We start from the raw sequence: 15,253 nt of genomic DNA, 5'->3' as shown, positions 1-15,253 counted from the left end.
AAACAGAAAATTCAGCAACAAAACTCAGCTTAAACGCTAAATATCGAAACCAAGTGTAGTCTGTTATGCCGCATGACACAAGCCAAAACTCGATCCCGCATAAATCCCGGCGTCAGGAACAGGATGTTATGCGGGACAAGTTCTTCAATCCGCTAAGGTTGACTGCGAAAGCCATCCAGACTGTAATTGCCAGGGCTATGAACCGCCAGCAGCATGAGTCCGCCGGTGATCGCAATATTTTTCATGAACATGATCATCTGCATTTGATCGGCAAAATTGCTGTGAAAGATTACCCCGGCCACAACCGTGAATACTGCCAGCGCGATGGCGGTCAAGCGGGCATGCCAGCCGACCACGATCGCCACGCCGCCGCCGATCTCGATCGCAATCACCAGCGGCAACAGCATGCCCGGCACACCCATCGCCTCCATATACCCTTGTATTGCTTCGTAACCAACCATTTTGAAAAAACCGGACAGCAAGAAAATCTGCCCCAAAAATACCCGTGCCATGAATTGACTGATTTTTCCCATGAGAATCTCCTATAACTGTTATTGATGTGTTGACTTACTCACTGCGCTTAATCCAGGCGCGATCGCGCACAAAATTGTTGGATTGAAAATCGCGCATCGCCTGATCGATTTGTTCCCGGGTATTCATTACAAACGGGCCATAGCGTACGACGGCTTCATGCAATGGCTTGCCGCTGATGACCAGCATGCGCACTCCTTGTTGTCCAGCGACAACATCAAGCTCACCGTTATCCGCATCCACGATCGCTAGCGAATGTTGCGGCAATCGTTGTCGATCCAATTGTCCGGAACCTTCAAACACATAGATGACACCGTGGTGCCCCGCCGGAATGCGGTGCCGGAAATGTCTGCCGGGATTTACTTGCACATCGTAGTAGCAAACATTGGTCAGATCATCCACGATCGGCGCGGCCGTATTGCTAAAGCGACCGATTAATACTTTAAGCGCATAATCCTCAGTGCGGATCACTGGAAAAGCTTCCGCCGAATATTCCTGATATTCCGGCTGATCCATCTTATGCGCTGCCGACAGATTGATCCAAAGCTGGAATCCACGCATCAAGCCGTTTTTCTGTTTCGGCATTTCAGAATGGATGACGCCGCTCGCCGCTTTCATCCATTGCGCGGAACCAGGCCCCAAATCGCCGCGATTGCCCATGCTGTCCTGATGTTCCATATGACCGTCGATCATGTAGGTAAACGTGCTGAAGCCACGGTGCGGATGAGACGGAAAACCCGCCAAATAATCTTCCGGTTTATCGCTGCTGATATGATCCAATAATAAAAACGGGTCGTACTCGCGCAGAACAGGCGTGCCGATCGTGCGATGCACGGTCACGCCGGCGCCTTCCGGCACGGCGATTGCCGGAATGATCCGGACAGAATTCGCTACGGTATCCATTGTCGTCTCCTTGTTGTTGAATGATTGTTCAGTTGCGTGACAGTATTATCATCGTTGCTGGAATAAGAATAAACACTGATAATAAGAAATGATTGTTCTGATAAAAACAACAATGGAAGACATCTGATGGATCGTTTTGAGAATATGAACGCCTTCGTGCGCGTTGTCGAAGCAGGCGGCATCAGCGCCGCAGCCGATCGCATGAACATTGCAAAATCAGTAATCAGCCGGCGCTTGAAGGAGTTGGAGCAACATCTCGGCGTTGAATTATTTCACCGCACGACCCGGCAAATGAACCTGACCGATAGCGGACGCGCGTTTTATCAGCAAGCCGCACGAATTCTTGCCGACATACTCGAAGCCGAGCATGCGACGTCACAATTTCATGGCGCACTCAAAGGCAATTTAAAAGTGGCATTGCCGCTGAGTTTTGGCTTGATGCATCTCGGGCCCGCGATCAATGAGTTTCTGCAAGCTAACCCGGATATCGCATTCGATCTGGACTTCAACGACCGCCAGGTCGATTTGCTGGCGGAAGGGTTCGATCTCGCGATCCGTATCGCCAGTTTGCCGGATTCCAGCTTGATCGCACGCCGCCTCGCGCCGATCCAGACCGTCCTGTGCGCCAGCCCGGCTTACCTCGAGCGCATGGGCACTCCGCAATCGCCGGACGAACTGATCCATCATCGCTGCCTGGTGTATAACCTGATCAGCAATTTGGAAAACTGGAATATATTCGATGCCACCGGCCAGCTCATCAAAACCCGCATCACGCCCTACCTGAAAGCCAGCAACGGCGAATTCCTGCGCGACGCCGCCGCCGACGGCCAAGGCATCGTGCTGCTGCCGACCTTCATCGTCTATCGGGACATTGAAAGCGGTGCACTGCTGCCGCTACTGACGAGCTACCGCTATTCACCGTTGGCAGCATATGCCATCTACCCCCAAACCCGGCACCTCTCGCAACGCGTCAGAGCGTTTGTGGAGTTTTTGGTGAAGCGGTTTGAGGGAGGGCCTTATTGGGATGGGTGTTTGGAGAATGCAAAAAACACGTAAGAAATTTAGATTAACTCGAATCACGCATGATTGCTCGATAGTCTTCATCAATTTCTTTGGCAATCTGAACGAAATGATCGTGCTCATGCCGAAGGTATGAAAGATAAATGCGCGCATCAGCTTCCTCCATGGAGTGATCTACACCACTCAAATAGCCATCTAATTTATTTAACGCATGAAAAAACTCATTAAGATCATATTCAGTGTAGCTGTTGAGTTCATTGCGATTCTTAAGGGCAACCTTAAATTTTTCATAAGTGTCTCGTACCGATAGAACATTCCTATGACCAAATTCACGGTCTCCATAAGAATATGAGTGAATACCCTGACCGATCTTTTCGAATAAATACCCCATTGCAGAATGAAAGATACTCTCGAGTGAACTGTTCTGGAATTTTTCTTTGTGCATTTGATCTGTTTCTTCAAGCTTAGAAACAATTTTCTGAAATGAATCGATTAATTCTTTCAATTGATCAGTAATAGCTACTATCAACTCTACTTTCACAACGTCATATTGCCCCGGGCGAGAATGGCGAAGTAGATCAAAACCATTTTTAGTCATAGAAATTCGGGAAATATAATTATAATACCTTTGCCCCTTGTGATCTTGCTTTGTCGGATGCCCGATCGCCGCGTTTCTCATATTACGAATTTCTAAAAGTGCTTGCGACGGTCGATATGTAATCGCAAAAGCCTCTGACAGATGGCGTGTCGCATCTTGCATTAGGAATAGCGCTTGTAGCACGCCATATGTGTAGATATATTTTAATCCAAAATCTTCAGGGTACGTTCTCTCATGATATGACTGAATAGCTAATAGTGAGTCGCCCACAACATCAAGGGAACTGCATATTTGATTCCAGTTATTTGAATTTTCTAATAAAATAGCTTGGTATCGATGCGTATTGATATGGTTTCGCACCGACTTAATAAGCTGATTAATATTTTTAATCAATCCTTGAATTGACATGGAACAGAATTATTTGATGACTACGAAATTTAACGTAATTAATTGATATGACATGCCATATAAATTTTCAGAAAATCGTACATTTTTATTTCGCATCTTATTCTATTGTTATTGTTTACTATAAACTTAAACAAAGAAAGCGCTGATTTGTTACCTCCAGATTGCTGTGTTAATTAATATTTGGAAACCCTTCTATTGCTAGAAAGATTTTGTTTTCTGCGTTTCGACCACCTTGGGCTTGACTTGCTCAACGAACAATTCACACCGCTTTCTCAATAACTATACGATTAATAAATTATTCTAATCACCCAACTCACCTCATGCTAAAATTTACGCCAAATTTTGATGGCTCATCAAATTAATCTCATATTTCACCCCCAGCTTCACACATGATACAACTCACCATCAACGGACAACCGCAGCAATTCGAATCAGCGATCAATGTTGCGCAGCTCATCGATCTCCTTGATTTGCACGGCAAGCGCATCGCGATTGAACGCAACGGCGAGATCGTTCCGCGCAGCCTATTTTCGGAACAAATGCTGGCGCATGGCGATCAATTGGAAGTGGTCGTCGCGGTTGGCGGCGGCTGATTCCCGCGAATTCATTCAATAACCCTTAACGTAACACAATCTCATGGACAACTTAGTCATTGCCGGTAAAACCTATACGTCGCGCTTATTGGTCGGCACAGGTAAATACAAGGATTTTGACGAAACGCGCGCGGCCGTGGAAATGAGCGGCGCGGAAATTATCACGGTGGCGATCCGGCGCACCAATATCGGCCAGAATGCCGGTGAACCGAATCTACTGGATGTATTGCCGCCTTCCAAATACACGCTATTACCGAATACCGCCGGTTGCTATACCGTCGACGATGCGGTGCGCACATTGCGCCTGGCGCGGGAATTGCTCGACGGCCACAGCCTGGTCAAGCTGGAAGTGCTGGGCGATCCGAAAACGTTGTATCCGAACATGGTGGAAACCCTGAAAGCGGCGGAAATCCTGATCAAGGAAGATTTCCAGGTGATGGTGTACACCTCGGATGATCCGATCATCGCGAAGCAGCTCGAAGATATGGGCTGCGTCGCCGTGATGCCGCTGGCGTCGTTGATCGGTTCCGGCATGGGTATTTTGAATCCATGGAATCTGCAGATCATCATCGATAACGCCAGTATTCCGGTGCTGGTCGATGCCGGCGTGGGAACGGCATCGGATGCGACTATCGCGATGGAATTGGGCTGCGACGGCGTGCTCATGAACACCGCGATTGCCGCGGCAACCAATCCGGTGCTGATGGCCTCCGCGATGCGCAAAGCGGTCGAGGCCGGGCGCGAAGCTTATCTGGCAGGACGCATGGCGAAGAAACTGTACAGCGCCAGCCCGAGTTCTCCGACCGAAGGCATCATCACTCCCGCGCAAACCGGCGCACCCCGTTCCGCATAGGAAGCCGCGCTTCGGCAACTTTTCCCATGCATCAGGCCATCCGCAGTTTCGTGCTTCGCCAAGGACGCTTGTCCAACGCGCAGCAACGCGCCTGCGAAACCTTGCTGCCGCGCTATGGCATACCTTTCAGTGAACATCTGCTCGATCTCGATCAAGTATTCGGACGCCAGGCACCCAAAATCCTCGAAATCGGATTCGGCATGGGAGAAAGCACCGCAGCTATTGCTCAGGCGCATCCCGACATCGATTATCTGGGCATCGAAGTGCATACGCCTGGCGTTGGCAGTCTGCTCAACCGCATCGACTCGCTTGGGTTGACGAATCTGCGTATCATTCAGCATGATGCCGTGGCGGTGATTCAGCACATGCTGGCTGTGGAGAGCCTTAGCGGCATTCACATCTTTTTTCCGGATCCCTGGCCGAAAGCCCGGCACCATAAACGCCGCTTGATCCAGCCTGCGCTGATCGCGAGCTTGTGCCAGCGCTTGAAAACGGGGGGCTATCTTCATGCTGCGACTGACTGGGAAGATTATGCCATTCAAATATTGCAGGTGCTCAGCCAGGAGTCCGGATTGACCAATACTGCGGCAGATTATGCATCACGCCCCGACTATCGGCCGCTCACTAAGTTCGAGCAGCGCGGGCTGAAACTTGGGCATGGTGTCTGGGATTTGATTTTTCGCAAAACTTCGGATTAAGCGAATCATTGATCCAGCCATTGCCATGCTTAGTTTGCCAACAGAAATAGACTTACCTATGGAGATAACCCTGTTATTCACAAAAACATATAAGCTTATCGTCAAATATTATTTCCCATCGGACCTTAGTTCGATTATATTTCGGGAATTTTGAATAGCTCCAGCATAGACCATGAAACTGCGCAATCTCGATCTGACCACCAATTCCGTCAATGAAGAACATCAACAACTTGGACTGCCGCCGGTCGAAGATACGGTTTCTCATCTCGATGCGCATCCGTTTCTGAAAGCAGCAGTATGGTTCGCTGTCATCGTGTTGATTCTGCTGGTAGGTTTCTTGGTTGCCCGTTTTTTCCTGGCACAGGATTTGAACGATAGTTGGCAAATCATCAATGACACCCTCGATAGCAGAATATTCTGGAGTGCAGTAGCGGTCGGTTTTCTGGCTCAAGTGGTCGACGGTGCGCTGGGCATGGCGTACGGCGTAACAGCCACGACATTCCTATTGGCTTCCGGCGCAACACCAGCCGCAGCCAGCGCCAGCGTACATATCGCCGAAATTTTCACGACCGGCGTTTCAGGCATTGCCCATGCAAAATTCGGCAATGTCGACAAACAGCTATTCACGCGCCTATTGGTTCCAGGCATGCTGGGCGGCATTTTGGGGGCGATTCTCGTTACACATATCGATAGCGCCGCATTCAAGCCGTTCATTTCCGGTTATCTGATTTTGCTGGGCATTTACATCCTCAGCAAGGCATTCCGCCAGTTGAACATCCGCAAAAATGCACCCAGGCATGTCGGCAAGCTCGCTTGTTTTGGCGGATTCATGGATGCAGCCGGCGGTGGTGGCTGGGGGCCGATCGTGACCACTACGCTGGTGGGCACCGGAAATGATCCACGCACCACGATCGGTTCGGTCAACTTTGCAGAATTCTTCCTGACCCTGACCAGCGCGGCGGTATTTGCGTTATTGATGGAAACCGATACTTGGCCGTTGATTCTCGGGCTGGTATTCGGCGGCCTATTTGCAGCACCGTTTGCGGCCTACTTATGCCAGAAATTCCATGCCCGCACCTTGCTGATACTGGTGGGTGTTCTGATTACCACGATCAGCGGATATAACCTCTACAAGGCACTCATGCCTTTGCTGTAAAGCATCAGAACGGCACATTCCAAAATTGTTGGGAATTTTGCCTGTCATTCGTTAAACTGGCTCACATTTAGCGGTTCTCACGAACCGTTTGCAAGATTGACGACAGGAGCCTCATGTTCATACGCTTTATTTCCATACTGATCGGTTTGGCAATCACGACCGCAAGCGTTGCAGATCATCATATCCGCTCCGGGTTATGGGAAATCTCCACGCAATCCGAACTGCTGGCTTTCGTGCCACATATTCCTTCTGACCAGATGCAGCAATTGAATGCGCTGGCCAAGCGCTACGGCGTTAAACTGCCGAAGGTCGAAAATGGCGCGGTCGTATCCAAGTTGTGCATCACCGAAGAAATGGCGCAGCAGGAGATACCCACCTATTTTTACGAGAATCACTCCGGCTGCACCGTTCAAAATGCCACCCGGACGGGCAATCGCTACAAACTGGATCTGGTCTGCAACAACAAGCGTTTCAAAGGAAATGGCGTTGCAGAAGGCACCTTTATCAATCCCCATCGTTTTGAAGGAAGCACTGAGTTGGACAGCATCATCGAGGGCACTCCAGTTCCTGTTCACGCAACCGTGCAAGGACATTGGATTGGTGAGCATTGCACCGCGGTCATTCCGTCACAGTGAAGTGATCGAGCTTTTTCGATAGCGGCCTGACATATACTGAGACCCGTGCAAAGAAAATCATCACGTATATATGACGCATGAGATATTGTCTCAAATTTTCCAGTTCTGTCATCCTGGCCTATTTTTCGATTGCCTCGTGCTACGCAGCAAATTTTAGCGGCCTGAAGTTAAAATCCACGGACGGCAATGTCGAATTTGCGCTTAATGGCCGGGGACACTTCGATGTGCATTCGTTGTATCCGGATACAGCCAGTGCGGATTATCCTGCATTCGGCAGCCAATTACTCAGTAGCAACGATCGAGATGGATTTAATTGGCGCAGAACCTATGCCACACTCACAGGAAAAATCTATGGCGTCAATTTCAAATTTGAGAATGACTTTGCCGTCAACGCCACCACCGAGTTTCCGCATAGTCTGCGTGAAGCCTGGGTCTCGACAAAACTAGGACCTGGTCAACTTACAGTCGGACAATTCAAGCCCTACCGGGGTATGGAAGAAATCACCAGTTCCAATGAACTCACGCTGATGGAGCGGCCTTCGACTTCATCCACTGGAATTTATAGTGGACGGCAATTTCTTACCGGCTTAGGCTATCGGGCGCTGATCAAGGACAACATTGGATTGGGCATCTATGTCATGAGTCTTTCGCATTTTGGCTTACCGATTGAAGGAATTTCTTATGGTGGCCGTGCCGTCTGGTTACCGATCGATCAAGCTGGCCATATTCTGCATCTCGGTTTGTCTCTGAGCAGGGACACTGCCAATAAGGACTCCATTTCCGCAAAGGCTGTGGATGTCTATGGCGGACGTCAGGGTATCAGCCAATCACTCGGTACCGCCGGAGCTGCATCGGGCAGCCCCAATCAATCGACCATTTCTGCCGAACTGGCCTACTCGATCGGATCAGCTACCTTACAAAGTGAATATGCGCTTTCAAGGCTGGATCACACGCACTCAGTCGGTAAAGAAGCCAAGGATTCCACGATTCAGGCTTTTTATCTGCAGGGCAGCTGGTTCGTTACCGGCGAACATGTGGTGTACAAGAAAGATCGAGGAGCTTTTGGCAAACCCAAACCTACCCGTAAGTGGGGTGCTCTTGAGCTTGCAGGACGCTATGATTTTGCAGAAAACTTACAGCAAAGCCTGATTGCAGATCCGTGCCGGACAAGCACATCGAAGTGCCAAGTCCAAGTGATCACCTTCGGCGTCAATTGGTATCCCACTCCGAATGTCCGTTTCATGCTGAACTATTACATTTCTGAGGCCATGCTGGGAACGTCAGGGTTAGGTGCGCCTTCCCATAAGGATCATTTATCGGCGCTGTCGTTCCGAACGCAGATCAATTTCTGAAGATGCTTCAAAAGTATTGAGCAGTATTTACAAAAGAAAAATCCGATGTGCAGCTTCAAAAATGCGTTGATTTGTCAGCAACACGATAGAGCATGAATGGTCGAGCTGACCATACGGCGCTGAGCTCCGCTGCGGGAATTTCCGGCATTGGGTAGTCATCAGCACTCAAAACGAATACCTCAATCTTTTCATTGTTTAATTCTTTCAAATGAGAAGAATCAATTTTTGAACAGAAGACGACCGGTTCCAATTCAGTAGGCCATTGATATGCACATGGTTCATCATCGACGGTATTGGGAAGTTGGTTGAGTGACAGATGGGTATTTTCTGGATAAGGGCGCCCAAAAAATCGTATGAGTCTGATGTAATTCTGCAATGAATGCTGACCTGGCGATTTTTCTGTAGGCCATATCAAATATACCGATCGACTTGGAGAATACAGATATTCCGCCAATTGTTGAGCTTTCGAATATTCCAGGGTCCATCGTTCAAATAAAGGTCTAACCATCAAACCGAGCCTCGCATCTTCAGCGTATTGAGAGAGTTTGCTCACCTCGTTTTCTGGTAGCGAAATAAAAAAATATTTCTGCATTTCAGATGGCAAATGGTTGACTACGAAATCTCTGGATTCCTGTCTGAAGAAAGCATGTGGAATCAATGCCAGTATAATCAGCAATACTATAGCCACCACTAAGGTATTGATCTTCCTATATTCTACAAGTTGTCGCAAAATCTGACGCCAGCCCTCTGTGGCAAGAATCAACAATGGCGCTGCAATGAAAAAAGCCATGCGTGCCTGAATCGAGCGGCCATGAACACTATCGATCAACATCGGCAATAATGACAATACAAGCCAGCTCACTGCAAAAATGATGAGCGGATCGCGCCACAATCTAGGCATCATTAAACAAGCGCCTGCTCCTATCCATAAGAGACCGCCTGCGATCATAATGGCGAATAAGCCCTTCGTCATAAGACCGGGAAACATTTCTTTCGCTTCCGCAGAAAACTTCAACAAGGTTGACGGGTTGACCAAGGGGAAAAACCACCAGGCGTAGAGCAAGTACAGCGTCAATGAAACCATGCCTGCCAGTAGCATGCTGGGAATGGCAGCAAATTTTTTTGCTCTCCAGACCATCACGAACATTACCAGCAAAAAGATCAATCCTGGCAGAACTGCATCGATGCGAATGAAAAATAATAAAAACAATAGAACGCCCGCAAAAGCGCCATAGGCTAGAGAAGTTTTCTCAATCGCGCGAGATAAAACCCAGGCAAACAACACCATGGCCAGAAAGGCCGGTGGTTCACTGGTCAGGTGACCTTGAAGTCCTCGGAACCCATCTGAAGCGACATAGCTCAGTGCAGCGATCAATGAAGCGGTCCACCACGTGAAATCAGGCTGCTTGGCTCGCAATAACACGCCTAGCTGCTTAGCCAGAACGATACACAGAGGAACACTGAGCGCCATCAAAAACCGGTATAGCCATTGCATGGCCATCAGTGCATTCTCATCATTACCGAATAGCTTGACAACTTCGCCCAGCAACAACACATGACCGATACGAGTAAAATACCAGTGCGCATTATCCCCGGGGCCAAGCTGAATATCCTGAGCCTGCTGGTGATACTGCGCCAGCAAATCGGTCTCAGCAGCAAATTTGGAAAGCAAAACATAAATGGGGGCATCCCAATGCGTTTCTTCAAGAGGAACCAGATTACTATGACACAACAACGCAATGAGAAAGATGATGGGTAAAACCAGGATTTTTTTGCGGAACTCCCCTGCCGCAATTTTTTGTAACTTTTCCGTATTGCTCGAATTAAAATTCAACGCAATCTTCTCCCTGCTCGTAGCGAACGATTTCTTCTTATTCGATTAATAAAATATAATCCTCATGAATTCTGATAGTTATCACAAAATCAAACATTTGTGCTTAAGAAACATAGTTATAAAACCAGCATCATTGCAATGGTCTGATCAACAAAGCAGTTCGAGAAAATTGATAGAAAACAGAGCCATTTTTTGACCCGTGAGAAGTTTAGCAGTGTTATAACCTCAGCACCACTTATAAATAAACCTCGACTCGAGTCGAGTTATTATTGCAGCACCGAGTTAGGCAGGATGATTTTCTAAGACAATTGTTCTTCAGAATTCATGAGGATGCCCGATATTCTGATGCTCCTGAATTCGGGAATGGCTATTTTTCCTGCAGGATGTCGTCGACGACTTTTTGCACCAAACCAACCGTTCCGTTCCATGAAGTCACATCGGGATAAACTTGAGCCGTCGTCGCTAAATATAACTTGCCTGGCAACAGAACCGACGGCGGCTTGCGCTGCTGATATCCGGTGGTATAGAGAGGTTCAACAAAAGGCGCTCGAAACACAAAACGATCGATCACGTCGGCTTCCTGGAAATCCGGAAAAAGACGCTTCAATCCGTCAATGTATGCAGAAAGGATTTCATCATCGCTCTGATTGAATAGCGCTTCAGTGCGGTGCACATAGTTCATCAGGTAAAACAAATGCACGCCTGCGGTATCTGACTTTTCAAGCAATGTTGTGCTTTCCACAATGCCTTGAAACGGAATGTCTTCATCAATCGTGGCCACCCAATAGTGCTTCGTAAAGCCACGGCGCAGCATCAGAACGGCATTCACCACGCCTTGCATATCAATCTTGGTGTCCACTTTCTTCGCCGCATCGGCTAATCGGCCATTTGCCATTGCTTTGTGCAAAAAAGAAATAGGTGCGGTAACGACGACACGGTCAAATCGCTTGGGCCCGTCATTCACTGCACTCACACTGAGTGCACCGTCATCGGTAAGATCCATTTTTTCTACCGGTGCTTGTAACTTGATGGTTCCACCGAGCGCTTCGATCGATTCGGCCAAGGTATCGATGATGCGCCGATATCCTCCGTGAATGTAGCCCTTGCATTCGCGCTTGCCGCCTTTTTCGCGATTAAAGCGAGTCCAGAACCACAGCGCCGGAACTTCGTGGTAGCGATCGCCAAATTTGGCCTGCAACATCGGTTTCCAGAATATCTCAAAAGCACGCTGCCCAGAAATACGACTTAACCATTCGACACAGGTAATATCGTCCAAGCCTCTGGGTGAGCATATTTTTCCCCATAATCCCGTGAGCCCGACTCGGATCCGATCAATCAGTGACAACGGGCTGAATCGTAATAGCTCCAACGGGGTGTTCAATCCATACAATTGTTCACCCCGCATGAAACCGAAGCTCGTTTCTTTCCAATAAATCTGATCGTCGAGCCCCAGTTCATGAAGAACACCAAGTAAATAGCGATCACTGGGAAGCATGCAATGATAGAAACGTTCCAAAGAAATATCGCGATACTTGAAAAAAGTACCCAATCCCCCCAGTTGATCGGAAGCTTCGTACACAGTCACGCGCGCACCTGCTTTTGCAAGCCAATAAGCACTGACCAAGCCGCCTATTCCACCGCCTATGACCGCAACATCCAGTGCACCTTTCATGACCTTAACCTGTGAAGCTGGTTCAGCAACGCTATTCTCAGAGTCTTTTGTCATCGGGAATTTCTTTATGTCGTGATGTAACCCGCCAAGAAAGCGGCATCAAACCTCGCGTCAGAGTAATCACATAGCGCCACATCGTGCGCAGAATACGCATTTTGCTGGCGCCTTCTTTGAGATCGTATCGAAGTACAAGCGGCACCTCGGACACACGCGCACGGATAGACCGCAGGTTAAGCAACAACTCAAACATACATGAGAAACCATTTTCCCGTATGAAATTGTCGCCAAACAGATCAATTAAGCTGCGTAATGTTTCAGCCCGGTAAGCACGGAAACCGCAGGTATAATCTCGCACTCCTGGATAGCCCACGATCGTTCGGATTCCCGCGCTGGAAACATGGCTCAACATGACCCGGAACGGTGGAACACCAATTTCTTGTGCACCGGGTTGGAATCGAGATGCAATTACGACATCAAAACCTTCACTCAGTCGTTGCACCATCGTTTTTATCAACTCGGGATCTTGGGAGTTATCTGCATCTAAAGTAATGACGATATCACTGTCGTGCGCCGCCGCTTTCAATCCAGTGCGCATGGCCGCTCCAAGGCCCATATTCTGGGGATGCTGGATCAGTTCGACCGGCATTTTCCTGCCCGCATCGCGTACTATCTGCGCCGTTTGATCTCGAGAACCATCATCGACGACCAGAATACGATAATTTGCCCATGGATCGAGTGCAAGTTGAATGCGATTCAATAATACGGGAAGATCTTTTTCTTCATTATACGCAGGCAACATTACAATTATTTTTTTATCTTTCATGTTTTCTCCTGACTGTAAACTATCAATTCCCCGGTTCCACTTCCGGCAAATTTTCCCGGGTAGCGACAATCGCGGCATGCTCGCCTACTGTTCTGACATCGAAATTGCGTATCAGACAATCCAGGCAGTATTCTACTAATGCAACTTTCTGCTCTTTCTTCAATTGCATCGAGGGGAAAAACTGCAATCGCGGCACATCTTCTCCGCCTAAAAAATCAAGAGGATGCAATAATATCGAAGGTTCAACGTTAAAAAGCTTGCAAGCCTGTAAGGCTGCACTGAAATAGGTTTTTGCCAGCAACGTAGAAAATCCCGCTAAATACATGACGTAGCTCAAATGGATGGGTACCCGGAAAACGGGAAATGTGGTGACGGGCATTTCCAACAATGACACGTCGCCAAAACGCAGATTATAAGGTTTAACCGGTCGAAATCCATCTTTCCAACTTCCAAACAAACGATTGAGGCGTTCTCGCTGCTCGTCATTAAATTTCCCCGTCGCAAAATAATATGCTCGCGCAAGGGGGCCGATAAAACTGGGCAAAGAACTAGCATCATAGGCGTATCCGCGTCGAACCAGAACTTGCAGCAGAGTCGGTGATTGACTATACCCGGGGCCACGAAACCCAATCGGTCTTTTATTCGTCGCTAATTGAATATATTTTTCGGCTTCCGCCAACTCATTCTCGAGATCATGCTCAGAAAATAAATGCAACCATGGCTCGTGACGCAAAGAATGATTGCCGATTTCGTGACCGGCGTCGGCAATTTTAGCAAGTGCGGAGTGGTTATATTCAAGTGCAGCATCTTGACCAACCACAAAAACGGTGATGAGCAACTTTCGGCAAGCTAGCACATCAAGTATCCGGGGAACGACAACATCCAGATACGAAGGATACGATTCCCATGCCGGATCACCATGAGTCTTCAAATATGCCCACTCATTGTCCAAATCGACGGATAAATTAGCCAAGGGTTTTCCGGATTGCGCATGCTGCAATTGAGTCATAATAATGCTTCCTCTCGAGCTTCCAGAAATTTTTCGATGGCCGAGGCTATTCGGTCACCGGCATCGCCTTTTCCAAACGGGTTTTCTACGGCATTCACCACATCAAACCAAGTGCTATCGATCAGGGACTCTTCAAGCAATTTTTCCAGATGTTCGCCAGAGTGTCCCACCAGTTTTCCCACACCGCACTCCAGCACTTCTGGCCGTTCAGTGGTATCGCGCAGAATCAATAAGGGTTTTCCTAATGAGGGTGCTTCTTCCTGAATACCGCCAGAATCTGACACGATCAACCATGCTCTTGATAACAGATGAATAAAATCTGCGTACTCGAGCGGCTCAATACAATGAATCCGTCCCACTCCGGTAAACTCCGCATCGACGACTGCACGCACCGAAGGATTGGGATGCACGGAAAATATCAATTCTATCTCTTCATGCCGCTCCACGAAACGACGAAGCGCCCTTAAATGCGAGGACATAACCTGACCAAAATTTTCTCGTCGATGGGTTGTCAGCACTATCAGCTTTTTATCCCAAAGACTATCAAGCAGTTTTGACAAGGGCGTTGAAATCGATGAGTGTGCAAGAATATGTTTCAGAGTATCCACCACAGGATTTCCGGTGAGTTCGATGCATTTTTTTTGCACCCCTTCCGCCAGTAATATTCCAACGTTTTTATCGGTTGCAGCAAAATGAAGATCGGCCAGTTGAGTAATCAGTCGACGATTCATTTCTTCAGGAAATGGACTGTATCGATCCCCCGTTCGCAGTCCTGCTTCCACATGAGCCACGGGAATTCGAGCATAAAAGGCTGCCAGTGCGCCGGCGATTGCAGTGGTGGTATCACCTTGCACTAGAACCAGATCAGGGCGTTCCGCAAATAAAAGAGGCTCGATTGCTTCAACCACGCGGGCTAATACCGCATTGGGTGTTTGACCGGGCGTCATGACTCCCAAATCATGATCTATATTGATGCCGAATTCACGAATAAATGGCCGCAACAGCCCAGTATGCTGCGATGAGGAAACCGTGACACTGCGCCATTTATCGCTGTGCCGCTCAATAGCCCATATGACAGGGGCCAATTTAATGATTTCTGGTCGAGTTCCAAAAAGCGTGAGGATCGTCTTGGTATCACTACGCTTGGGTATAGATATTATTTCCATTA

At 48.3% G+C, this 15,253-nt stretch carries 15 protein-coding genes; 7 read left to right on the top strand and 8 right to left on the bottom strand.

Annotated features, from left to right (window positions below):
- Positions 1-152: 152 nt before the first annotated feature.
- Together ABF87_RS02230 and ABF87_RS02225 are read right to left on the bottom strand one after the other, a co-directional pair.
- Positions 153-533 carry a DoxX family protein gene (locus ABF87_RS02230; RefSeq protein WP_160827507.1) on the bottom strand — a complete coding sequence of 127 codons (381 nt, stop codon included), beginning with the start codon at positions 531-533 and terminating at the stop codon, positions 153-155.
- Positions 534-567: 34 nt separating this feature from the next.
- Positions 568-1,434, bottom strand: coding sequence for a pirin family protein (locus ABF87_RS02225; RefSeq protein ID WP_160827506.1), 867 nt, complete (start codon positions 1,432-1,434; stop codon positions 568-570).
- Positions 1,435-1,560: 126 nt separating this feature from the next.
- Here ABF87_RS02225 and ABF87_RS02220 point away from each other — a divergent pair, with 126 nt between their 5' ends.
- Complete coding sequence (locus tag ABF87_RS02220; RefSeq protein ID WP_160827505.1) at positions 1,561-2,490, top strand: LysR family transcriptional regulator; 930 nt, start codon at positions 1,561-1,563, stop codon at positions 2,488-2,490.
- 10 nt (positions 2,491-2,500) lie between these two features.
- On the opposite strand, the gene ABF87_RS02215 is transcribed toward ABF87_RS02220, so the two are convergent.
- Positions 2,501-3,460: a hypothetical protein gene (locus ABF87_RS02215; RefSeq protein ID WP_160827504.1), complete on the bottom strand. Its 960-nt coding sequence runs from the start codon at positions 3,458-3,460 to the stop codon at positions 2,501-2,503.
- Between the two features lie 389 nt (positions 3,461-3,849).
- Here ABF87_RS02215 and thiS point away from each other — a divergent pair, with 389 nt between their 5' ends.
- From thiS to ABF87_RS02185, 6 genes are all read left to right on the top strand, one after another.
- A complete protein-coding gene (thiS, locus tag ABF87_RS02210; RefSeq protein WP_160827503.1) occupies positions 3,850-4,053 on the top strand; it encodes a sulfur carrier protein ThiS in 204 nt (67 codons plus the stop codon).
- 43 nt (positions 4,054-4,096) lie between these two features.
- Positions 4,097-4,906 (top strand): thiazole synthase, encoded by an 810-nt coding sequence (locus ABF87_RS02205; RefSeq protein WP_160827502.1) that lies wholly within the window; start codon positions 4,097-4,099, stop codon positions 4,904-4,906.
- A 26-nt stretch (positions 4,907-4,932) separates the two neighbouring features.
- Entirely contained in the window at positions 4,933-5,604 is a 672-nt protein-coding gene (gene trmB, locus ABF87_RS02200; protein ID WP_160827501.1) for a tRNA (guanosine(46)-N7)-methyltransferase TrmB, read from the top strand.
- A 172-nt stretch (positions 5,605-5,776) separates the two neighbouring features.
- Entirely contained in the window at positions 5,777-6,760 is a 984-nt protein-coding gene (locus ABF87_RS02195) for a sulfite exporter TauE/SafE family protein (RefSeq protein WP_160827500.1), read from the top strand.
- Positions 6,761-6,873: 113 nt separating this feature from the next.
- Positions 6,874-7,395 carry a DUF3617 domain-containing protein gene (locus tag ABF87_RS02190; RefSeq protein ID WP_160827499.1) on the top strand — a complete coding sequence of 174 codons (522 nt, stop codon included), beginning with the start codon at positions 6,874-6,876 and terminating at the stop codon, positions 7,393-7,395.
- Positions 7,396-7,472: 77 nt separating this feature from the next.
- On the top strand, positions 7,473-8,747 hold the full coding sequence (locus ABF87_RS02185; RefSeq protein WP_160827498.1) for a porin: 1,275 nt from the start codon (positions 7,473-7,475) through the stop codon (positions 8,745-8,747).
- Between the two features lie 55 nt (positions 8,748-8,802).
- On the opposite strand, the gene ABF87_RS02180 is transcribed toward ABF87_RS02185, so the two are convergent.
- From ABF87_RS02180 to wecB, 5 genes are all read right to left on the bottom strand, one after another.
- The gene (locus ABF87_RS02180) at positions 8,803-10,581 is read right to left on the bottom strand and encodes a hypothetical protein (protein ID WP_160827497.1); all 1,779 of its coding nucleotides are present in this window, start codon (positions 10,579-10,581) and stop codon (positions 8,803-8,805) included.
- Positions 10,582-10,948: 367 nt separating this feature from the next.
- The gene (locus ABF87_RS02175) at positions 10,949-12,307 is read right to left on the bottom strand and encodes an NAD(P)/FAD-dependent oxidoreductase (protein WP_160827496.1); all 1,359 of its coding nucleotides are present in this window, start codon (positions 12,305-12,307) and stop codon (positions 10,949-10,951) included.
- On the bottom strand, positions 12,291-13,076 hold the full coding sequence (locus ABF87_RS02170) for a glycosyltransferase family 2 protein (protein WP_160827495.1): 786 nt from the start codon (positions 13,074-13,076) through the stop codon (positions 12,291-12,293). Before ABF87_RS02170 ends, ABF87_RS02175 begins: the two co-directional genes overlap by 17 nt.
- Positions 13,077-13,098: 22 nt before the next feature.
- Complete coding sequence (locus ABF87_RS02165; RefSeq protein WP_160827494.1) at positions 13,099-14,085, bottom strand: polysaccharide deacetylase family protein; 987 nt, start codon at positions 14,083-14,085, stop codon at positions 13,099-13,101.
- Positions 14,082-15,251, bottom strand: a complete 1,170-nt coding sequence (wecB, locus tag ABF87_RS02160) for a UDP-N-acetylglucosamine 2-epimerase (non-hydrolyzing) (RefSeq protein WP_160827493.1) — start codon at positions 15,249-15,251, stop codon at positions 14,082-14,084. Before wecB ends, ABF87_RS02165 begins: the two co-directional genes overlap by 4 nt.
- Between the last annotated feature and the right edge of the window lie 2 nt (positions 15,252-15,253).

The sequence above is a fragment of the Nitrosomonas sp. JL21 genome, from assembly GCF_009833095.1.
Taxonomy (GTDB): Bacteria; Pseudomonadota; Gammaproteobacteria; order Burkholderiales; family Nitrosomonadaceae; genus Nitrosomonas.
Note: the sequence above shows the minus strand (reverse complement) of the source record. Positions and strands in the feature narration are given on the sequence as shown.